At 58.7% G+C, this 19,606-nt stretch carries 22 protein-coding genes; 13 read left to right on the top strand and 9 right to left on the bottom strand.

The annotated features are described in order from the left end of the window. Positions 1–77: 77 nt before the first annotated feature. Entirely contained in the window at positions 78–1,277 is a 1,200-nt protein-coding gene (locus AC2FH2_RS12470; RefSeq protein ID WP_496823773.1) for a cytochrome-c peroxidase, read from the bottom strand. An 84-nt stretch (positions 1,278–1,361) separates the two neighbouring features. Between AC2FH2_RS12470 and AC2FH2_RS12465 the strand changes: the two genes are divergently transcribed. Continuing rightward, positions 1,362–1,832: a tetratricopeptide repeat protein gene (locus AC2FH2_RS12465; protein ID WP_496692579.1), complete on the top strand. Its 471-nt coding sequence runs from the start codon at positions 1,362–1,364 to the stop codon at positions 1,830–1,832. Positions 1,833–1,863: 31 nt separating this feature from the next. Here the strand turns inward: AC2FH2_RS12465 and AC2FH2_RS12460 are convergent, their stop codons facing one another. From AC2FH2_RS12460 to AC2FH2_RS12435, 6 genes are read right to left on the bottom strand one after another with little or no spacing between them, the layout of a single operon-like run. Further along, positions 1,864–2,925 (bottom strand): TRAP transporter substrate-binding protein, encoded by a 1,062-nt coding sequence (locus AC2FH2_RS12460; RefSeq protein WP_142637250.1) that lies wholly within the window; start codon positions 2,923–2,925, stop codon positions 1,864–1,866. A 24-nt stretch (positions 2,926–2,949) separates the two neighbouring features. Next, complete coding sequence (locus tag AC2FH2_RS12455; protein WP_142637247.1) at positions 2,950–4,239, bottom strand: TRAP transporter large permease; 1,290 nt, start codon at positions 4,237–4,239, stop codon at positions 2,950–2,952. Further along, a complete protein-coding gene (locus AC2FH2_RS12450; RefSeq protein ID WP_496689969.1) occupies positions 4,240–4,827 on the bottom strand; it encodes a TRAP transporter small permease in 588 nt (195 codons plus the stop codon). It lies immediately after the preceding gene. A gap of 53 nt (positions 4,828–4,880) precedes the next feature. Further along, positions 4,881–5,396: a flavin reductase family protein gene (locus AC2FH2_RS12445; protein WP_185956692.1), complete on the bottom strand. Its 516-nt coding sequence runs from the start codon at positions 5,394–5,396 to the stop codon at positions 4,881–4,883. Beyond that, positions 5,396–6,286 carry an aldo/keto reductase gene (locus tag AC2FH2_RS12440; RefSeq protein WP_496713308.1) on the bottom strand — a complete coding sequence of 297 codons (891 nt, stop codon included), beginning with the start codon at positions 6,284–6,286 and terminating at the stop codon, positions 5,396–5,398. The genes AC2FH2_RS12445 and AC2FH2_RS12440 overlap by 1 nt, the downstream gene beginning before the upstream one ends. Then, positions 6,286–7,440, bottom strand: coding sequence for an LLM class flavin-dependent oxidoreductase (locus AC2FH2_RS12435; RefSeq protein WP_496823770.1), 1,155 nt, complete (start codon positions 7,438–7,440; stop codon positions 6,286–6,288). Before AC2FH2_RS12435 ends, AC2FH2_RS12440 begins: the two co-directional genes overlap by 1 nt. A gap of 107 nt (positions 7,441–7,547) precedes the next feature. Between AC2FH2_RS12435 and AC2FH2_RS12430 the strand changes: the two genes are divergently transcribed. The 5 genes from AC2FH2_RS12430 (at position 7,548) to AC2FH2_RS12410 (ending at position 13,263) form a co-directional block, all read left to right on the top strand. After that, positions 7,548–8,258, top strand: coding sequence for a GntR family transcriptional regulator (locus AC2FH2_RS12430; RefSeq protein ID WP_496823768.1), 711 nt, complete (start codon positions 7,548–7,550; stop codon positions 8,256–8,258). 12 nt (positions 8,259–8,270) lie between these two features. Next, entirely contained in the window at positions 8,271–9,365 is a 1,095-nt protein-coding gene (locus AC2FH2_RS12425; protein WP_496823766.1) for a Gfo/Idh/MocA family protein, read from the top strand. A 199-nt stretch (positions 9,366–9,564) separates the two neighbouring features. Then, the gene (locus AC2FH2_RS12420; RefSeq protein WP_496823764.1) at positions 9,565–10,746 is read left to right on the top strand and encodes a phosphoserine transaminase; all 1,182 of its coding nucleotides are present in this window, start codon (positions 9,565–9,567) and stop codon (positions 10,744–10,746) included. 65 nt (positions 10,747–10,811) lie between these two features. Continuing rightward, positions 10,812–12,407, top strand: coding sequence for a phosphoglycerate dehydrogenase (gene serA, locus AC2FH2_RS12415; RefSeq protein WP_281973028.1), 1,596 nt, complete (start codon positions 10,812–10,814; stop codon positions 12,405–12,407). A 118-nt stretch (positions 12,408–12,525) separates the two neighbouring features. Next, a complete protein-coding gene (locus AC2FH2_RS12410; RefSeq protein WP_496823762.1) occupies positions 12,526–13,263 on the top strand; it encodes a metallophosphoesterase family protein in 738 nt (245 codons plus the stop codon). Here the strand turns inward: AC2FH2_RS12410 and AC2FH2_RS12405 are convergent. Then, entirely contained in the window at positions 13,250–14,767 is a 1,518-nt protein-coding gene (locus AC2FH2_RS12405) for a malonate--CoA ligase (protein WP_496823760.1), read from the bottom strand. The genes AC2FH2_RS12410 and AC2FH2_RS12405 overlap by 14 nt on opposite strands. Positions 14,768–14,954: 187 nt before the next feature. Between AC2FH2_RS12405 and serB the strand changes: the two genes are divergently transcribed. From serB to AC2FH2_RS12385, 4 genes are read left to right on the top strand one after another with little or no spacing between them, the layout of a single operon-like run. Then, the gene (serB, locus tag AC2FH2_RS12400; RefSeq protein ID WP_496713317.1) at positions 14,955–15,833 is read left to right on the top strand and encodes a phosphoserine phosphatase SerB; all 879 of its coding nucleotides are present in this window, start codon (positions 14,955–14,957) and stop codon (positions 15,831–15,833) included. Positions 15,834–15,878: 45 nt separating this feature from the next. Further along, positions 15,879–16,208: an ArsR/SmtB family transcription factor gene (locus AC2FH2_RS12395; RefSeq protein ID WP_142637223.1), complete on the top strand. Its 330-nt coding sequence runs from the start codon at positions 15,879–15,881 to the stop codon at positions 16,206–16,208. After that, on the top strand, positions 16,196–16,624 hold the full coding sequence (locus AC2FH2_RS12390) for an SRPBCC family protein (RefSeq protein WP_496692562.1): 429 nt from the start codon (positions 16,196–16,198) through the stop codon (positions 16,622–16,624). Before AC2FH2_RS12395 ends, AC2FH2_RS12390 begins: the two co-directional genes overlap by 13 nt. 22 nt (positions 16,625–16,646) lie before the next feature. Beyond that, positions 16,647–16,967, top strand: coding sequence for a YciI family protein (locus AC2FH2_RS12385; protein ID WP_496692561.1), 321 nt, complete (start codon positions 16,647–16,649; stop codon positions 16,965–16,967). A 5-nt stretch (positions 16,968–16,972) separates the two neighbouring features. On the opposite strand, the gene AC2FH2_RS12380 is transcribed toward AC2FH2_RS12385, so the two are convergent. Continuing rightward, positions 16,973–17,971 carry an asparaginase gene (locus tag AC2FH2_RS12380; RefSeq protein ID WP_496677858.1) on the bottom strand — a complete coding sequence of 333 codons (999 nt, stop codon included), beginning with the start codon at positions 17,969–17,971 and terminating at the stop codon, positions 16,973–16,975. Between the two features lie 178 nt (positions 17,972–18,149). On the opposite strand from AC2FH2_RS12380, the gene AC2FH2_RS12375 reads away from it, so the two are divergent. The 3 genes from AC2FH2_RS12375 (at position 18,150) to AC2FH2_RS12365 (ending at position 19,546) form a co-directional block, all read left to right on the top strand. Next, a complete protein-coding gene (locus AC2FH2_RS12375) occupies positions 18,150–18,683 on the top strand; it encodes an invasion associated locus B family protein (protein ID WP_142637215.1) in 534 nt (177 codons plus the stop codon). 175 nt (positions 18,684–18,858) lie between these two features. Beyond that, positions 18,859–19,026 carry a hypothetical protein gene (locus tag AC2FH2_RS12370; RefSeq protein ID WP_185956689.1) on the top strand — a complete coding sequence of 56 codons (168 nt, stop codon included), beginning with the start codon at positions 18,859–18,861 and terminating at the stop codon, positions 19,024–19,026. A gap of 142 nt (positions 19,027–19,168) precedes the next feature. Then, positions 19,169–19,546, top strand: coding sequence for a lysozyme inhibitor LprI family protein (locus tag AC2FH2_RS12365; protein WP_281973033.1), 378 nt, complete (start codon positions 19,169–19,171; stop codon positions 19,544–19,546). The last annotated feature ends 60 nt before the right edge of the window (positions 19,547–19,606 follow it).

The following is a 19,606-nucleotide window of genomic DNA, read 5'->3' as shown; positions in this document are numbered from 1 at the left end:
CAATGGACGCTTACGAAGAAGCCGCAGAGTAAACAGACGACAACCAGATCAGCCCCCGCAATGGCCAGGGGCTGATCTTATGGGATGAAATTGTCAGGAATCCCAAATGGCGGCGTCTTGATGCTGGTCCCGGTCAGACCATGCAGGAATTCCACAAGACTGGTGATTTCTGCATCTGTCAGGTCAATCTCTGGGATGTCGATCCGGCTGCGTAGGCGCGCCATTTCGAACTGATCGCCCCATACCGCGAAATCAATCTGTTCCAGCCACGGAATTTCGGGCAGGGCGGCCATGTCACGGGTCCAACGCGACAGGCTGCGTTCAGGGTTGAGGTGATGGCGGATCACGCTGTCGAGATCGGGAAAGGCCCCGTTATGGCCGTATGGTGCGGTTAGAGCGACATTGCGCAGCATCGGCGTTCGAAAGCGGTAGGCATCCTCAAGCCGATCACTTTCGCCCATGCGCCCTACGTCCCGCACATTGGGGTCCCATTGCCGGGTGCGACCGGGGCCAAAGGGCGGAAGGGCCAGCGCGTGGAACTTCTGATCCGACATTAGGGGCCCGGCGTGGCAGGTGGAGCATTGCGCCTTGCCATAGAAAAGGGTCATCCCAGCCTTCTGAACCGGTGACAGCGCATCGGTGTTCCCTGCCAGATAATGATCAAAAGGGCTGTCGATACTGCGCCATTCGATAGCCATGAAGGCGGCCAGAGCATTGGCGATCTGGGTGATGGTTATGTCTTCGGATGTCTCGACTTCAGGGAAGGCTGTGATCATGGCCGGACTGTAGGCGGGGTCGGTGCGCACACGCTTGGCAAGGATCGGCCAGCCCTTGTCTATCCGGTCATGTACCGCGCCGGTCACTTCGTTTTCAGCCACATTTCCTGCCATCTCAAACTGCGAGGTCAGCGGGAACAGCGCCTGCGCGGCCAGCAGAGAATTCAATCCCGCGGGCAACCATTCCTGCGCCGGAGAGTTGAAGCCGTTGCCATAGACATCCGAGATACTCAGTCGTCCGTCATGGAAAACAGTATGGATGTCCTTTGCCCCGAGGTTCCAAAGGCCGGGCGAATTTCGGGGAATACGCTTGCGGATTTTGTCGGACCCAGTGCCCGGCGTGCGATCGGGGCCTATACCCTGACCGCCTTCGCCAATACCCAGCGACAGGCCGTCGGATGTTCCGAAATCGGGATGGTGACAATGGGCGCAGGCGATGTTTTGATTGCCCGACAGGATTGGATCGTAAAACAGTTGATGACCGATGGCGGCCTGTTCCATATCAAAGGACAGGAAATCATCATCGGTCAGCGGGCGTGGCAGCTCTTGCGCTGCGGCTGCGCCGGCGAAAAGGAAAGCAATCCCATGCGCCAGATTATATTTGCCCTGTGTATGCTTGCGACCCCTGCGCTGGCCGAGCTGGAACAGGCGCGTGACATGATGGAGGCCGGCGCGTTCGAGGCCGCGCGCGAGGAACTGCTGCCCGCCGCCCGATCCGGCAATGCCGAGGCCGAGGAATTGATCGGTGTGATGTACGGGTTGGGTCTTGGAGTCGAGCAGGATTATGAACGGGCCTTTGAATGGTATCTGCGCGCATCGATGAAGGGGCATCCGGGCGCACAATCGGGGATCGGCTGGTATTACGAACTGGGTCTGGGCATGCCTGCGCCCGATCTTGTGCGGGCTTACATGTGGTACACGCTCAGCGCCATTGGCGGCGATCCCGACGCGGCAATCAGCCTTGAGGAAGTGGTCAAGAAAATGTCGCCGGAGCAGATTGAAAGAGCCCATGTTCTGGTCAACGACTATAAAGGGTGGATGTACCCGTTTCGGTGAGGGTCGGGCCAAACGCCCGACCCTAAATGGCTTAGTTCAGGTCCGCGTCACGCGATGCGTTGACGTCTGCCTCGGCCGCTGCAACGGCTTCGGTGAGCGCGGTGAAGACCTCATCACCACGACCGACGTTGGTTTGGAACCACTCGTAGACCGGGGTTGCCGCCTCTTTGAACGCGGCTTTCTGCTCGGGGGTCGGCACGTACAGATCACCGCCACCGGCGACGAAATCCTCGTAGGCCTGGATCGACTTGCGCTTGGGTGAGGCAAAGGTGGCCTGCTGCAGCGCATAGAACCCATCGACCACGACACGGCGCATGTCTTCGGGCATCTCCTGGAACTTGGCGTTATTCATCCACCACAGAGCGCCCATATAGGCATGGCCGTCCAGGGTGACATATTGCAGGCCTGCATCGGGGAATTTCATGCCCATGATGTCGGTGATGCCGTTCTTGGACCCTTCAACCACACCGGTTTGAAAGCTGGTGAACAGTTCCGGCCACGGGATCGGGGTGGGCGATGCACCCAAGGCTTTAACCAGCTCTTGTGGCAGGTCAGCGACCACGGTGCGGATTTTCAACCCTTCCATATCAGCTGGTTCAGCCACGCGACGCTGGGTGTTGGCAAAGTTGCGCCAGCCACCAGTGTTGCCGATGGTCATCAGACGGATCGCGCCGCCGGAATCCTCAAGTGCCATGTCGCGCATGGTGCGGGTGAAATCGCCGGATAGAACATGCTCGGCAATCCGGTCATCCGCCATAAGGTAGGGTAGGTCGAGGACCTGAACATAGGGAAAGATGCCTGACGCCCCGCCCGAGGTCGAGATATAGATGTCGATGGTTCCATCGGCCACACCCTGCAGGCATTCCGCGCCGTTCGAACACAGCTGCGTACCGATGAACAGCTCGACCTCGATCGCGCCGTTCGAAGCGGCTTCGACATAGTTCTTGAAAACGATTAGACCGTCATAATCCTCGTCATTTTCGTTCGAGTTGGCCGTGGCGCGCAGCGTATAATCCGCTGCCGTGGCCGCGATGGCTGATGCGGCGACCAGCGACGTGGCCACCGCTGCGGTTTTGATAAAGGTTCTGAGCATGCGTTTCCTCCCTGTGGAACTCAGTTAGTTGGCAAATCCCGTTATCCTCGGGATCGTCATGGATAATGCGGGGATGTAGGTGATCAGAAAGATCACGATGATTTCAACGGCCAGAAACGGCAGGATCGCCTTGGCAATGGTTTCAACCTTTTCGCGCGACACGGCGGCGGCCACGAACAGCACCAGCCCCATGGGCGGCGTGGCCAGACCAACAGTCAAATTGACGCTCATGATGATGGCAAAGTGGATCGGGTCGACGCCGAGGCTGGTAAAGATCGGTCCCAGGATCGGCCCAAGAATGATGATCGCAGGCCCGGCATCCAGAAACATGCCGACAACGAACAAGAGCAGGTTGATCAGAAACAGCAGGATCAGCGGGTTTTCCGACAGGCTGAGGATCAGCGAGGCCAGCTGTTCTGGCGCATGGCTGAGGCTGACCACGGTTTTGAACGCCATCGCCGCCCCCACCAGCAGCAGAACGACGGCGGAGGTCAGGCCGGCATTGCTGAGGATCTCGGGCACTTCTTTGAGCGTCAAGGTGCGCAGGATGAAAAAGCCGATTAGAAAGGCATAGCCGACGGCCACTGCTGCGGCTTCGGTAGGTGTAAAGATACCGCCCAGAATACCACCCAGAATGATCACCGGAGTCAGCAGTGGAAAGAACGCCTTGAGGCTGGCCTGACCCCGTTCACCCCATGTGTATTTGCGGCTGGCAACGGGAAAATCATACTTGTCGGCCATGAATTTGATCATCAGCATCAGGCCAACGCCAACCATTACGCCCGGCACGATCCCGGCCAGAAACAGCGCCGCAACGCTTTCGCCCATCACATAAGCGTAGATGATCATGATGCCCGAAGGCGGGATGATCGGGCCTATGACGGAACTGGCCGCCGTGATTGCCGCGGCAAATTTGCGGGTATAGCCCTGCTTCTCCATCGCCGGGATCAGCATTGAACCCAGCGCTGATGTATCCGCCACGGCAGAGCCTGAAAGTCCCGCAAACAGGATCGAGCTGAGCACGTTCACATGCGCCAACCCGCCGCGAAAATGGCCCATCAAGGCTTGGCTGAATTCCACCAGACGGATGGTTATCCCGCCGCGGTTCATTAGCTCTCCGGCCAGCATGAAGAAAGGGATTGCCATCAGGGGAAAGCTGTCCATGCCGTTATAGACATTGCGGTACAGCAGGGTGATGTCATTGGATTGGCCATTCAGCCACAGCAGGATACCCGGGGCGGCCAAAAGGGCGAAAAAGACCGGCAGGCCAATCATCAGAAAGACAAGGAAGGTGGGCAGGAACCAAATCAACATCTATTCAGCCCCCACCGGTGCGTCGGCAATTTCAGGCAGCAGGTCTGCGCCCCCCAATAGCGAGACAATCGCGCGCAGGATCAGCTCGACATTTACTACGATCAGAAGGGCCACCCCCACCAGCAGCGAGGCCATCATCCAGCTGCGCGGGACGCGGTACCATTCGTCAAAGCCAAATGAGGTGGGAATATACAAAGCGGCGGTTGCGAATTTGCCCCCGAACCCGGTCACTTCGGACCAGCCGATCTTTACCGCGACCAGCAGCACCGCCAGTGACACGAACAGCAGCGCGAGCATCAGTATCTGTCCCAATACGCGCGGAAGCATCAGGGGCACCATGTCGATGGCCACGAACCCGCCGCGGCGAAATGCGGTCGGGGCCATCAGACCCGTCATCCAGAGCATGCAGAACCGGGCGGCCTCATCCGGCCAGGGCAGTGCGTTGCCCAGCACATATCGGAAGAATACCTGAATCAGGATTGCAGTCACCATGAATGCAATCGCAACGACGCCAACCGCGCGGCCCAATCGCAGCACGGTTTCGTTCACGAATGCAATCGGCGCCAGCATCGTTGCCAGTCCGCCCATGCGTTTCCTCCCTATGTCAGCCGCGGGTTTGTCCCGCAGTCGTCAGAGCGCGCTTAGGACTGCGCGAATTGGCCGAGTTTTCCGGCATAGAAGGTCAGCGCGTCTCCATCGCTTATGCTGGCCTTCAGGACTTTGCCCACCACGATCACATGATCGCCTGCGTCGTGATAAGCGTGTTGTTCACATTCAAACCGTGCCAGACAATCCGGCAGCAGAGGGGTACCATTTGAGCAATGCCCATGGGCGATGTCTCGCAGCGCAAAGGCGTTTTTCGAGCAGCCGAAACACAGCTCGGCCTGTTCAGAGGACAATACATGAACGCTGAAATGGCGCGCCTTGTGGAAATAGGGGAAGCGGCGCGAGTTGCGGTCGCCGGCCCACATGATCAGGGGCGGGTCCAGCGATAGGGACGAAAAACTGTTGGCGGTGATGCAGACCGGGCCGTCCGTGCTGTTGCAGGTGACGATGGTAACTCCGGTGGCAAAGCGGCCAAACGCATCGCGCAGGGTTCGGGTGTCATCCTTGTGTGGGATGAAAGTATGGTTCATGTCCTGTGACATTGCATTCATCATGGTACCTCATGGCCCAGTGCCGCCTCATAAAGGCGGTACCAACTCTCGCGATCCAGATTGACTTTCAAGGCGTCCGAAATCTGTTTGATCCGGCCCAGATTGTTGGTGCCCAGCACCGGCAGGATGCCAGCAGGATGTGCCAGAAGGAAGGCCACGGCCACTGCGGCCCGGTCCACTCCGAATTCGGCTGCGATCTCATCCGCGACCACGCCGACCGGAGGGTTCCCGGCCATCAGCAGTCCGCCGCCCAGCGGCGACCACGCCATCACCGGCTGCCCATGCTGTTGATGAAACGCCAAGTCGCCATTGGTGAAGGGGCGGATTTCGCCCAGCGAGATCTCGATCTGGTTGGTGACCAGTTGGGTCTTCATCGCTGATTGCAGCAGGGTCCAGTCCCACGGGCGGAAATTCGATACGCCAACCGCGCCCACTTTGCCGCTGGCCACGACCTCGTCCAGCGCTGCGCCGGTCTCATGGTGGTCCATGAAGGGATCAGGGCGGTGGATCAGGAGCAGGTCGACATGGTCTATTGCCATTTCGGACAGCGAGGTGTCGACGGATTTCAGGATATGCGCACGCGACGTGTCATAATATTTTACCTTCGCATCCGCGTATCGGCCCATCGGCGCAACGATGTCGCATTTGGTGACGATCTCCATCCGCGCGCGCAGCGCCGGGTTGGCGCGCAGGGCGTTGCCCAAAACCGCCTCGGCTGCGTAACCGCCATAGATGTCGGCCTGATCGAATGTGGTGATGCCCTGATCCAGGCAGGCTTGTATCTTGGCTTCGACATGATCCGCCGAAGTGTCACTGTCATCACCCAAGCGCCACATGCCGTATACTAGGCGGCTCATTTCCAGCGTGTCTGAAAACTTTACACGTTGCATTAGCGGCGAACTCCGTTGCCCAGCGGGGTGGCTGGGATGGTTTTGGGCACGCGTCCGTATTCCTCGGGAAGCGAGCAGGTTTTCAGGTTGGGCATCACGCGGGCACCGAAATGGCGGGCCTCGTCCAGATGTGGATAGCCCGAGAAGATGAAGGCGCGGATGCCCATCTTTTGATAGTCTTCAATCTTGGACATGACCTGATCGGTTGACCCAACCAGCGCCGCGCCACAGCCGGATCGTGCCCGGCCAACGCCGGTCCAAAGACCTGGCTCGACATAGCCGTATTCATCCGCCAGATCGCGGTTTTTGGCCTGATGCGCCACACCCAGCGAGGTGGAATCCAGCGCCCGTTCGCGGATGGCGCGACCGTATTCGTCGTCCAGCTTGGATACGATGTAATCAGCGTATTCCTGCGCTTCGGCCTCGGTATCGCGAACGATCATGTGAACGCGCAAGCCGTAATCCAGTGTCCGGTTGTAATTCTCGGCTACCGCATGAACCGCCTGCATCCGCCCGGCCAGTTGATCCTTGGTTTCTGGCCACATCAGATAGACATCGCAATGCTCTCCGCACAGTTCGAGCGCAGATGGGGAATAGCCGCCGAAATACAACAGCGGTCCGCCGGTCTGATAGGGTTTGGCTGGATCGGTGGTCAGGCCCGAGAAATTATAGACCTCGCCCGCATGGTTGATCTCATCCCGCGTCCAAGCCTGTTTCAGGATTTCGACGACTTCGCGAGAGCGTTGATAACGGAACGCGCTGTCTGCCTTTTCACCAGGAAAATCGGACGAGATGATGTTGACCGTCAAGCGCCCCTGCAACATGTGATCCAGCGTCGCGATGGTGCGGGCCAGCATGATGGGCTGCATTTCACCGCAACGCACCGCGGCCAGCAGGTTGATCTTGTCGGTGATCGGTGCGCATCCAGCAACAAAGCTGAGCGTGTCCTGACCGACCTGATAGGATGACGGGCACAGGATGTTGCGAAACCCCTGTGCCTCGGCCTCTTTCACGATGGCGGAACAATGGTCCCAGCTGGACCGCAGATCGCCATCGGGCATCCCCAGAAACTGATAGTCATCCGAACACAGAGCCGAAAACCACGAGACCTCGGCCGCATTCAGATCGGGGGAGGTGATTGGGACGATCGTCATCTGAATCGGTCTCCGCAATGGATTTGCTTTTTCTCTTGCGTAGCAATCACATTGATGTAGATCAATAGTGTATCAATTTTTCCTGTGACCAATCGAAGCGCCCCGACGTGCCCCCCACAAGCCGAAACCCCAATGCCCTTCCGATATATGTTCAGATTGCAGAACTGCTGATCCGCGATATTGCGGCCGGCCGTCTGATTGACGGTGAGCGCCTGCCGCCGGAACGGGACATGGCGGCGGACCTGAATGTCTCGGTCGGGACCCTGCGGAAATCGCTGTCTGAGCTTGAGAAAAAAGGGATGTTGGAACGCATACAGGGCTCGGGCAATTACATCCGTGAGACCGGAACGCAGAACAGCGTCTATGCGATGTTCCGGCTTGAACTGCCCGAAGGGGGCGGTTTGCCAAGCGCGGATATCCTGTCGGTCGATCATCTGGAAAAGCCTGCCAATCTGCCCGGTTTCGGAGCCGCGGCCACGGGGTCGCGCGTGCGCCGGATGCGCTATTTGAATGACACAATCATCGCGGTCGAAGAGATATGGCTCGACGAATCAGTGGGTTTGATCGACGGCGACCTGCTGTCGGACTCGCTGTATCGCTATTATCAGCAGCAGTTGGGGTTCTGGATCACGCGGGCCGAAGATCGGGTTTCAATCGCGGCACTGCCCGATTGGACGCCGCCGGGCTTTACCAAACCCGCCGGGCAGACGGTCGGGTATATCGAGCGGTTCAGCTGGTCAGAACAGGCTGAACCTGTCGAATTTTCCAAAACATGGTTCGATCCTGATCGGGCCACCTATGTTCAACGCTTGAAGTAAAAGGAAACGCGCATGACCCGGACCATCAACTACGGGCTGATCGGATGCGGCATGATGGGGCAGGAGCACCTGCACAATATCGCTCTTCTGGATGGCACGCGCGTGGTGGCGATCTATGAGCCCGACCCGCAGATGGCCCGCGCCGCGCAAGATATCGCGCCCGAGGCTGTGATGGTCGGATCAGTGGCGGATCTTCTCGCGGTAAAGGATCTGGATTGCCTGGTTATCGCCAGCCCGAACCACCTGCATGTGGATCAGATCTGCGACATCGCGGCGATGCGCCCACTGCCCCTGTTGGTGGAAAAGCCGCTTTTCACCGATCCGCAGGATGCGGCGCGGCTGGAAATGGTGCAGCGTGACTATCCCCATCCAATCTGGGTGGCGATGGAATATCGCTATATGCCTCCGATTGCCGCTTTGATCAAAGGGCTCCAATCCACCGGCGGGGTGCAGATGCTGACGATCCGGGAACATCGATTTCCCTTTCTGGAAAAGGTCGGCAACTGGAACCGGTTCAACCGCAATACTGGCGGCACATTTGTCGAGAAATGCTGCCATTTCTTCGACCTGATGCGGCTGATCCTTGGGTCCGACCCGGTGCGGATCACCGCCAGCGGTGGGCAGGCGGTAAACCATCTGGACGAAAGCTATGATGGGGAAACGCCGGATATTCTGGATCACGGTTATGTTCTGGTTGATTTCGCCAACGGCACGCGGGCGATGCTGGAACTGTGCATGTTCGCCGAAGGATCGCGGTACCAAGAGGAAATCTCGGCCACAGGACAACTGGCCAAGATCGAGGCGCTGGTGCCGGGGCCGGGGCGCTTTTGGCCCGATCATCTGGGTGAGCCGCCGGTGCCGCAGGTGATTGTCAGCCCGCGTAATCCGAAGGGGCCGGTGTCACAGGACATCCCCGTCGATCCGCGCCTGCTGGCCGCCGGGGACCACAATGGATCGACCTATTACCAGCATCAGGGGTTCCTGGCGCTTGTTCGAGGCGAGCGGGCTGCGCCGGATGTGACGCTGCAGGATGGGCTGTGGTCCGTTCGTATGGGGTTGGCGGCACAACAGGCGCTGGCAACGGGTGAAGCCGTTCGGTTGACCTGATAGGCAACAAGGACGATGCGCTGTGCCGGTGACGAAATTGCGCCTATCGGAAACGCGCTCCCCCAACTTGCGCATAAAAACCTGTCGTTTTTGATTTCTGATGGGTCTTTTTCGCTTGTTGATGCTGCGTCTGCACCCTAGCTCTGTCCGTGGGACACCCCTCCCCAACGAGGGGCGTGTATCTGGAAGGGTAATACACATGACTATCGAACAACCGGCGTCGCATGACGCCGTGCTCAAACCTGAAATGCGGCCGGCAAATCCGCGCTTTTCCTCGGGCCCCTGCGCCAAACCCCCCACATTTGACCTGACCAAACTGGCTGACGCAGCGCTTGGCCGTTCGCATCGCGCTGCTGTTGGCAAGGACAAGCTGAAAGCGGCCATCGAAGGTACGCGTGAAGTGCTGGGCATTCCAGCAGATTACAAGATCGGCATCGTTCCCGCGTCTGACACCGGCGCGGTTGAGATGGCGCTGTGGTCGCTGTTGGGTGAACGCAAGGTCGAGATGCTGGCCTGGGAAAGTTTTGGCGCGGGATGGATCACGGATGTGGTCAAGCAGCTAAAAATCGACGCCGAAGTGAAAACAGCCGATTATGGGCAGATCATCGATCTGGCCTCGGTCGACTTCTTCCATGACGTGGTCTTTACATGGAACGGCACGACTTCGGGCGTGCGGGTGCCAAACGGTGACTGGATCGCGGATGACCGTCAGGGTTTGACGATCTGCGATGCGACTTCGGCGGCCTTCGCGATGGACCTGCCGTGGGACAAGTTAGATGTGACCACGTTTAGCTGGCAGAAAGTTCTGGGCGGAGAGGCGGCGCATGGGATGCTGATCCTTTCCCCGCGCGCTGTGGAGCGGCTTGAAAGCTATACCCCCGCATGGCCATTGCCCAAGATTTTCCGCCTGACCAAGGGCGGTAAGCTGATCGATGGTATCTTTACTGGCGCCACGATCAACACCCCGTCGATGCTGGCGGTTGAGGACTATCTGTTCGCATTGGATTGGGCGCGCTCAGTTGGTGGTCTGCAGGGATTGATTGGCCGGGCCGATGCGAATGCCGGTGCGGTGCATGCGTTCTGCGAGCAGAATGGCTGGATCGCTAACCTGGCTGACGACCCGGCGACGCAGTCGAATACGTCTGTCTGTCTGAAATTCACCGATGCGCGCATCCGGGACGGCGCAGCCTTTGCCAAGGCCGTTGCAAAGCGGTTGGAGGCCGAGAATATCGCGTTGGATATCGGGGCTTATCGCGACGCACCTGCGGGTCTGCGTATCTGGTGCGGCGGCACGGTCGAAACTTCGGATATCGAAGCGATGTTGCCCTGGCTAGCCTGGGCCTTCGAGGCTGAGCTCGCAGCACAAACTGAAGCCGCCTGATCTTTCCCAATCTTCACCGGGCCGCCTCAGGCCCGGACATCTCATTACATTCAAGGACCACAGACATGGCTCCCAAAGTACTCGTTTCTGACAAACTCAGTGAAACCGCTGTTCAGATTTTCCGCGACCGCGGCATCGACGTGGATTTCATGCCCGATCTGGGCAAGGACAAAGATAAACTGGCCGAAGTGATTGGCCAATATGACGGCCTTGCCATCCGCTCGGCCACCAAGGTCACGCCGACCTTGCTGGAACATGCGGACAAGCTGAAAGTCATAGGTCGCGCCGGCATCGGCACCGACAATGTCGACAAGGATGCCGCCAGCAAGAAGGGCGTCATCGTGATGAACACGCCCTTTGGCAACATGATCACCACAGCCGAGCACGCGATTGCGATGATGTTCGCCGTGGCGCGGCAGATCCCCGAGGCTAGCACTTCGACCCATGCGGGCAAATGGGAAAAGTCCAAGTTCATGGGGATCGAGCTGACCAACAAAACCTTGGGCGTCATTGGTGCGGGCAATATTGGCGGGATCGTCTGCGAACGCGCCCTGGGCCTGAAAATGAAGGTTGTCGCCTATGATCCCTATCTGGGCGAAGAGAAAGCCGCCAAGATGGGTGTTGAAAAGGTTGAACTGGATGAGCTGCTGTCGCGTGCCGATTTCATCACCTTGCATGTGCCGCTGACCGATCAGACTCGCAACATCCTCAGCCGCGAAAATCTGGCCAAGACCAAGCCTGGCGTGCGCATCGTCAACTGTGCCCGCGGTGGTCTGGTCGATGAAGAGGCGCTGGCCGAGGCTCTGCAATCCGGTCACGTGGCGGGTGCCGCCTTTGACGTGTTCAGCGAAGAACCGGCCAAGGACAATGCGCTGTTCAACCTGCCCAACGTCGTCTGCACGCCGCATCTGGGGGCCGCAACGACCGAGGCGCAGGAAAACGTGGCGCTGCAGGTGGCCGAGCAAATCTCGAACTACCTGCTGACCGGCGCGGTTGAGAACGCGCTGAACATGCCGTCCGTCACCGCCGAAGAAGCCAAGGTCATGGGGCCGTGGATCAAACTGGCCGGACATCTGGGCAGCTTCATCGGTCAAATGACGGATGAGCCGATCAAGGCGATCAACATTCTCTATGACGGTGTCGCGGCTGAGATGAACCTTGCGGCTCTGAACTGTTCGGCCGTGGCCGGGATCATGAAAAAGTTCAACCCCGAGGTTAACATGGTCTCTGCCCCTGTGGTGGCCAAAGAGCGTGGCATCAAGATCTCGACCACCAATCAGGATAAATCGGGTGCCTTCGAGGGGTACATCAAGGTTACTGTCGTGACCGAAAAGCGCGAGCGTTCCATCGGTGGCACGGTGTTCAGCGACGGCAAGCCGCGCTTCATCCAGATCAAAGGCATCAATATCGACGCCGAGGTCGGCGCGCATATGCTGTACACCACCAACGAGGATGTTCCGGGTATCATCGGTGCGTTGGGCCAGACCATGGGTGAAAGCGATGTGAACATCGCCAACTTTACCCTTGGCCGGTCCGAAGCGGGCGGCGAAGCGATTGCGCTGCTGTATGTCGACGAACCGGTGCCAGCCGAAGCGCGGGCAAAGCTGGCCGAAACCGGCCTGTTCACGCAAATCAAACCGCTGGAGTTCGACGTTGCCTGAGGCGGTGTTGAATATCTGAGACACTTCATACCCGCGTCTTCCAAGGCGTGGGTATTTTCTTTTCCCGGCCGCCAAGACGCGTCACAAGCAGGGTGTTCCTGTTGATTTAGGGTTTTCCATGTCCTCGCCAATTTATGCAATCGGTGACATCCACGGCCAGCTCGGCATGCTGCAGGTTGCGCTGTCGCGGATCGAGGCCGATGGCGGGCCAGATGCAAAGATTGTGTTTCTGGGTGACTATGTCGATCGAGGCCCGGACAGTCGTGGTGTTCTGAACCTGCTGATCGAAGGCCAACAGACGGGGCGGAACTGGGTCATGGTCAAGGGTAACCACGACCGCATGATGACTCGCTTCGTGCAAGAGCGCGAGATTGCAGATAAGCAACTGCCCGTCACGCTGAACTGGCTGAACCCACGGCTGGGAGGTTGGGATACGCTGGCCTCCTATGGGGTTGAAGTCACGGACAATGACCGCATCTATCAGGTCCATGAACGGGCCTGTGCCGCCGTACCGCCAGCACATCTGGATTTTATCAACGCTTTGCCAGTTTACCATCAGGAGGATGAACTGCTGTTCGTCCACGCTGGCATCAGGCCCGGTCTTCCACTGTCGCAGCAATCCGAAGATGACCTGGTTTGGATACGGCAGGAATTTTTGGTTGAATCTGGCCCGCACCCCTGGCTGATCGTGCATGGTCACACCCCTGTGGATACGGCGGAACATTGCGGCAACCGGATCAATTTGGATGCGGGCGCGGGCTATGGTCATCCGTTGGCCACTGCCGTGTTCGAGGGCCGTGATTGCTGGTTGCTGACCGCACAGGGGCGCGCGCCGCTGAGACCTAGTCTTCGGTAAACAGGTCTTTGTAAGCTTCGCGTAGCGCGTTTTTTTGCACTTTGCCCATCGTATTGCGCGGCAATTCGTTCAGCACTATCAGCTTGCGGGGATGTTTGAATCGCGCCAGTTGGGTCTGTGCGCTTGCCATGATGGCCTCGAGGTCGGGCGACTTGTTTGGTTCGGCTACCAACAGGCCTAACACGGTTTCGCCGAAATCCGGATGGGGCACGCCGATGACTGCGCTTTCCAGAACACCGAGCTGGTCGTCCAGCACCAGTTCGACCTCTTTGGGATAGATGTTGTACCCGCCCGAGATGATCAGGTCCTTGCCGCGTCCGACGATATGGACATAGCCGTCCGTGTCCACACGTCCAAGGTCGCCGGTGATAAAGAACCCGTCCTCGCGCAACTCTGCTGCGGTCTTCTCGGGCATTTCCCAATAGCCCTGAAAGACGTTGGGGCCACGCACCTCGATCATGCCGATTTCGCCCTGTGGCAAGGTTTCACCCGTCTCAGAGTCGGTCACTTTGAGCTCAACGCCCGGCAAGGGGAACCCCACGGATCCGGCGCGGCGTTCACCGTCATAGGGGTTCGAGGTGTTCATGTTGGTCTCGGTCATACCGTAGCGTTCAAGAATGCGGTGCCCGGTGCGGGCCTCAAACTGCTGATGCGTTTCGGCCAGCATTGGGGCCGAGCCCGAGATGAACAGCCGCATATGACGTGCCAGATCGCCGGTGAACCGGTCGTCATCCAACAGACGGGTGTAGAAGGTCGGAACCCCCATCATCGCGGTTGCATCAGGCAAATGCCGCAGTACCTCATCCAGATCGAATTTCGGCAGAAAGATCATCGACCCGCCCGAAGCCAGTACCACGTTGGTTGCCACGAACAGCCCATGAGTGTGAAAGATTGGCAGAGCATGCAGCAACACGTCATCGTCGGTAAACCGCCATTCCCGTACCAATGTTTCGGCATTCGACAGCAGATTGGCCTGTGACAACATCGCGCCCTTGGATCGGCCGGTCGTGCCGGACGTGTACAGGAAGGCGGCCAGATCATCCTCGGTGCGGTTGACCGGCTCGAAAGCAGGCAGCATACCCAGCGCACGCCGCATCAGGCTGCCGGATCCATCAGCGTTTAGCGTTTCAAGCCGTGCCTTCTGGGCGGCGGCGGCGGGTGCCAAACCAGCCCTATTTACATCATCGCAGACCACCAGCGCAGCGCCGCTGTTTTCGATGAAATAGCTCAGTTCGCTGACCGTATAGGCAGTGTTGAGTGGCAGAAAAACCAGACCGGTCTGCACACAAGCAGCAAACAGCGCAAGCGCTTCGGGCGACTTTTCCACCTGAACCGCAACGCGTTGTCCGGGTTCGAGCTCAAAGCCGATTAGGGTATTGGCCAACCGAGATGCCATGTCCAGGAAATCAGAATGGGTCAGCACCTGACCGTTGGGCAGATGCAGGAAAGGCGTCTCTTTGCCCGCGTGAATGCCAAACAAGCGATCGTAAAGCAGGTTGCCCATTTACCGAGTTCCTTTCTGTCCAGTCCTGGCGAATCTGTCTTGGAATGGCGTGCTGGTAAAGCCCTGAATGGCGCAATCGGTCGCCGTTCTGTCCGCATGATGTGCCAGAGGTTGCTGCGGACAAACTGTCTTCTGGCGATCGGGGGCTATCTGCGTTAATCGCAGGTGAATTCGCCGGAGATAGACTATGTATGTTGCCACCCTGTTGACCAATCCCGAAACGCGAACGCTGGATTTGGCGCTGGTCGAGTCGCTGCGGAATGCCTGGGGCGGGGCCGAGATCATCTGGCTCAGCCCGGATGAGGCGGCAGAGTTCGCGCTGCAGGACCTTCCGGGCAACCAATGGGATGTCTGGGGTGATTTGCAGAAGCTTGGCGTTGACCTGATCGTGCAGCCTGCCGAGGGGCGGCGCAAAAAGATGCTGTTGGCGGATATGGACAGCACCATGATCCAGCAGGAATGCATCGACGAATTGGCGGATGAGGCCGGGGTCGGCGACCGCGTCAAGGACATCACCGCCCGCGCAATGAATGGCGAATTGGATTTCGAAGGCGCGCTGACCGAACGGGTCGGGTTGCTGAAAGGGTTGGATGAGGCTGTGATCGGCAAGGTTCTGGCCGAACGCATCACCTTGATGCCCGGCGGCAAGGAGCTGGTCGCGACGATGCGCGCGAATGGCGTCTATGCGGCACTGGTCTCGGGCGGGTTCACGGCGTTTACTGCCAAGGTGGGCAGTGAATTGGGGTTTGACGAAAACCGTGCCAACACTCTGCTGGCCGAAAACGGCAAGCTGACCGGCGATGTGCAGCGACCGATTCTGGGACGACAGGCCAAAGTCGACGCGCTGGAACAGATTACCAAGCGTTTGGGCCTGTCCGAAAACGATGTGATCGCTGTGGGTGACGGGGCAAATGATCTGGGTATGTTGGACCGGGCCGGAACCGGGGTTGCGCTGCATGCAAAGCCTTCGGTCGCGGAACAATGCGAAGTGCGCGTCAACCATGGCGATCTGACCGCGCTTTTGTATCTGCAGGGCTATGCGCGGCAGGAATTTGCCCAAGCCTGAAAACCGGGGCTTTCCTTTATTTAACAAAAATGTTAAACAGTGGTCATGAATACGCTTCTGACCACATTCTCCGCATTGTCCGACGCCACGCGGTTTTCCATCGTTGAACAGTTGATGCAGGACGGAGAGCAGCCCGCGGGCGACCTGATCGAAGGGCGCGGCATGTCGGGTGCTGCGGTCTCGCGCCACCTGAAGGTTTTGCGTGAGGCCGGGCTGGTTCGGCAACGGGTGCAGGGCACCCAGCGGATGTATTCGATCCGCCCCGAAGGTCTGTACGCGATCGCGGAGTGGACCATTTCGAAACGGCAATTCTGGGAAAGCAGTCTGGATCGTCTGGGCGATGCTATTGAAAGGGATACCTCATGGCCGATCTAAAGCTGGAGCGCACGTTCCCGATACCGCCAGAGGATCTGTTTGCGTGGATCACTGTCGCAGAACGGCTGTTGCAATGGTGGGGCCCCGAAGGGGTGCATGTGCCCGAACATACTCTCGATTTTTCGCGCGTTGGTCCGTGGTATTCGGTCATGCAGAATGGCGAGGGCCAGCGGTTCAAGGTCTCGGGCCATGTGACCCATGTCGATCCGCCCAATTCGGTTGGCTTCACCTGGGGCTGGCATGACGATCAGGATCAGCGCGGGGCCGAAAGCCATGTAACGCTGCGGATCGAAGCCGCAGGCGGCGGCGCTCGGCTGGTGGTCGATCACCGCGACCTGGGCGATGACGAGATCGCCGCAAACCACGAAAAAGGCTGGACCTCGACGCTGAACAAGCTGGCCGGTCTGGTGCAATAAGTTTTCATCTGGGAGGAAAGAGATGCCACAGTTTCTGTTTGTCTATCACGGCGGGACCACGCCATCGGACCCGGCCGAAGTCGAAGCAACCATGGCCGCCTGGGGCGCGTGGTTTCAGAATTTGGGTCCGTCACTAGAAATACCCGGCAACCCGGTGGGCCAGTCCTATACCGTCAGCTCGGGCGGTGTGGTCGACAATGGCGGCGCAAACCCGGTCTCCGGCTTTACGGTGATCAAAGCCGACAGCATCGACGCCGCCAACGAGATGGCCAAGGGATGCCCTATGGTCGTGAACGGGTCAGGCTCGGTCGAGGTGGCCGAGATTCACGAGATTGAGATGTAGCGGCCCTAGCCGGGGAAACCCGGTGCGGGTCGGATCACGCCACATTCCAGCCCGCGACGGCTGTATTGCGTGGCGTTCATAAAGGTGCGGGTGGCCGGGTGATCGGCCTCCAGTACGCCGAGGCTGACCAGAATGGCAGCAATGGCGCATTCGCTGGCACGGGTGGCGCCATCGGTAATCTTCAGCGCGACGCCCATGCGTTTTTCAGGGATGATGGCGATGAATACGGCCTCGGCCCCAGTCTTGATCGCGGCGCGCCCGTTCATGGCGCGCATCAGCTCGGTACAGGCGCGCGTCTCTCCGGCCACCAGCTCGGGATGTTTGATCATCGCCGCGGTCAGGTGTTGTGCTGCATCGCTGGCCCGGTCCGACCGGTCCGCCGCCGAGGCAAACCACGCCATCGACCGTGCCATCCCCACCAGCGAGGTGGCAAAGTTCGGGGCGGAACAGCCATCGATGCCATAGCCGGGGCTGGTTTCGCCGGTGGTTTCTTCCAGCGCGGACAAACAGGCCTGTTGAACCGGGTGGTCGATTTCAAGATATTCCGGCCCGGCACCCATATGCTGTGCTACCGTCAAAAACCCGCTATGTTTGCCCGAGCAGTTGTTGTGGATCTGACAGGGCGTGTCGTCGGCAAGTATCAGCCCGTCGCGCGCCGCCATATCCTGAGGCTCTTGCGGCCCACAGCGCAAATCGGTTTCAGCCAGGCCCAGATGGTCCAGCCAGGACGTTACCCTGTCTGTGTGAATATGCGCGCCGTTATGCGAGGCACAGGCCAATGCCAGATGCTCGCTGTTCAGCCCGTATTTCGCGGCCGCCCCAGATGTAATCAACGGCAGGGCCTGTATCATCTTGGCCGAAGACCGGGGGTAGATTATCGCCTCCGGGTCGCCCCAGCTGCGCACGATTTGACCCGTGTCATCACAGATAACCGCATGTCCCAGATGCAGGCTTTCCAGTAAAGGCCCCCGCCATAGTTCGGTCATTGCTACAGGCTGCGTCATCGGGACCCTCCTAAACATGCGCAAAAAACTGCCAACCGCCCTTTCGCCTATGGCGAAACTTGCGATAGTGTGTGTATGTCGGCAATCACCGGAAGACGCAACTTACAGACGAACCGTCAGGGTTCGCGAGCCTTCCCGGTGGGTATGAGGTATTAGGTCGAGCTAGGAGGCTGGACAGATGGGATCAAAGCTCGTCCGCGTAATCGCGGGCCTGTGCGTGGCAGGGATGACAACGGCTGCTACCGCTCAGCAGGCAGACAGCACCAATAGAGTATCCGTAAACACCGACTGGAGTGTGTTTGTGGAAGAGGACCCAACCGAATGCTGGAGCGTTGCAACGCCGGATGAAACCGTCAACACGCGCGGCGGGCGCGTTGTTTCGGTGAGGCGCAGCGACATCCTGCTGTTTGTCGTATTCAGACCTGATCCCGATGTGAAGGGGCGCGTTTCATTCACCGGGGGCTATCCGTTTGCCGCGGGATCGACCGTATCTGTATCCATCGACGGAAACAGCTTCGAATTCAGCACCGAAGGCGAATGGGCCTGGCCCGCGTCAGAGGGTGATGACCAAAAAGTAATCGCTGCCATGAAAAGCGGTACCGAAGCAGTGCTGACCGCCCGGTCCGAACGCGGCACTCAGACCAAAGATACTTTCTCATTGCTGGGCTTCACAGCCGCTTTAGACGACGCCGAGAAACGCTGTACCAACTGAGCGCGCCAGCGCTCGGGCAGTGGCCAGGCTTGCAAAGTGGTGCCAGTTTCGCAGGATAGGACCGCCCTCCTTCATAGCTTAACTTAACGTCATCTATAAATTTGATCTGCGTCAATGCTCCGCGCTCTGAAATACTGAACTAATCGGTTCAAGCAGAGAGAAAAGGAGAGCATCGATGCAGAAGAAAGTTTTGGGCCTGTTTGTGCTGACCGCGGTCGTATTGCTGAGCGCTTGTGATAAATCCGCTGAGACATACCCGGTTTCGGGAGAGCAATGTGGGCCAAACGATCCGGTCAAAACGCTGGACGCCGAGGATTGCTTTATTCCACCAGCAGGTGCGTGATCCAATACGGCTGGCCTGGAAACGTCCGGGCGGCATAAGAGTTCGAATGACCGCGGGGTTGATCCCCGCGGTTTTTTGTAACCTCTGGCGTCGCTGTGCTAAGCTGAACGCGTTAGTCTAACGACCCTTCGAGGAGTATGTCATGCGTTTGGTGATACTGGCTGTTTTAACCCCCACGTTGGCTGTGGCGGATCCTGCAATGGAATGCACGAACGCAAGTTCACAAGTCGAAATCGGATCTTGCGTTGCCAGTATGGAAGCGGGAGTTGAGGCCGCGCTGACCGATAGTTTTGGCTTTGCCATGGATGCAGCCAACGCGTTGGACGAGGTGACCGGACGGCCAAGCGCGGCGCCTGCGATGGAGGCGGCGCAAAGCGCCTGGGTCGGGTATCGTGATGCGCAGTGCGAGGCGGTCGGCGCGTCTTTTGGTGGCGGGTCGGGAACCGGTATTGGTATCACCTCTTGCCGGATTGAATTGGGGCGCTTGCGGATTGACGAATTGTTGCGTTTTGCAAATTAGGCGCGACGAATTCTTTTGATCTTTGCGCGCAGTCCTATATAGAGGCGCATTCCAAGCCAG

The sequence above is a fragment of the Ruegeria sp. YTSA105 genome, from assembly GCF_059610225.1.
Note: the sequence above shows the minus strand (reverse complement) of the source record. Positions and strands in the feature narration are given on the sequence as shown.

Bases quoted from the DNA above. Each gene is read 5' to 3' on its own strand.
- AC2FH2_RS12470 (WP_496823773.1), bottom strand. From the start codon at position 1,277: ATGGAACAGGCCGCCATCGGTCATCAACTGTTTTACGATCCAATCCTG.
- AC2FH2_RS12465 (WP_496692579.1), top strand. From the start codon at position 1,362: ATGCGCCAGATTATATTTGCCCTGTGTATGCTTGCGACCCCTGCGCTG.
- AC2FH2_RS12460 (WP_142637250.1), bottom strand. From the start codon at position 2,925: ATGCTCAGAACCTTTATCAAAACCGCAGCGGTGGCCACGTCGCTGGTC.
- AC2FH2_RS12455 (WP_142637247.1), bottom strand. From the start codon at position 4,239: ATGTTGATTTGGTTCCTGCCCACCTTCCTTGTCTTTCTGATGATTGGC.
- AC2FH2_RS12450 (WP_496689969.1), bottom strand. From the start codon at position 4,827: ATGGGCGGACTGGCAACGATGCTGGCGCCGATTGCATTCGTGAACGAA.
- AC2FH2_RS12445 (WP_185956692.1), bottom strand. From the start codon at position 5,396: ATGAATGCAATGTCACAGGACATGAACCATACTTTCATCCCACACAAG.
- AC2FH2_RS12440 (WP_496713308.1), bottom strand. From the start codon at position 6,286: ATGCAACGTGTAAAGTTTTCAGACACGCTGGAAATGAGCCGCCTAGTA.
- AC2FH2_RS12435 (WP_496823770.1), bottom strand. From the start codon at position 7,440: ATGACGATCGTCCCAATCACCTCCCCCGATCTGAATGCGGCCGAGGTC.
- AC2FH2_RS12425 (WP_496823766.1), top strand. From the start codon at position 8,271: ATGACCCGGACCATCAACTACGGGCTGATCGGATGCGGCATGATGGGG.
- AC2FH2_RS12420 (WP_496823764.1), top strand. From the start codon at position 9,565: ATGACTATCGAACAACCGGCGTCGCATGACGCCGTGCTCAAACCTGAA.
- serA (WP_281973028.1), top strand. From the start codon at position 10,812: ATGGCTCCCAAAGTACTCGTTTCTGACAAACTCAGTGAAACCGCTGTT.
- AC2FH2_RS12410 (WP_496823762.1), top strand. From the start codon at position 12,526: ATGTCCTCGCCAATTTATGCAATCGGTGACATCCACGGCCAGCTCGGC.
- AC2FH2_RS12405 (WP_496823760.1), bottom strand. From the start codon at position 14,767: ATGGGCAACCTGCTTTACGATCGCTTGTTTGGCATTCACGCGGGCAAA.
- serB (WP_496713317.1), top strand. From the start codon at position 14,955: ATGTATGTTGCCACCCTGTTGACCAATCCCGAAACGCGAACGCTGGAT.
- AC2FH2_RS12395 (WP_142637223.1), top strand. From the start codon at position 15,879: ATGAATACGCTTCTGACCACATTCTCCGCATTGTCCGACGCCACGCGG.
- AC2FH2_RS12390 (WP_496692562.1), top strand. From the start codon at position 16,196: ATGGCCGATCTAAAGCTGGAGCGCACGTTCCCGATACCGCCAGAGGAT.
- AC2FH2_RS12385 (WP_496692561.1), top strand. From the start codon at position 16,647: ATGCCACAGTTTCTGTTTGTCTATCACGGCGGGACCACGCCATCGGAC.
- AC2FH2_RS12380 (WP_496677858.1), bottom strand. From the start codon at position 17,971: ATGACGCAGCCTGTAGCAATGACCGAACTATGGCGGGGGCCTTTACTG.
- AC2FH2_RS12375 (WP_142637215.1), top strand. From the start codon at position 18,150: ATGGGATCAAAGCTCGTCCGCGTAATCGCGGGCCTGTGCGTGGCAGGG.
- AC2FH2_RS12370 (WP_185956689.1), top strand. From the start codon at position 18,859: ATGCAGAAGAAAGTTTTGGGCCTGTTTGTGCTGACCGCGGTCGTATTG.
- AC2FH2_RS12365 (WP_281973033.1), top strand. From the start codon at position 19,169: ATGCGTTTGGTGATACTGGCTGTTTTAACCCCCACGTTGGCTGTGGCG.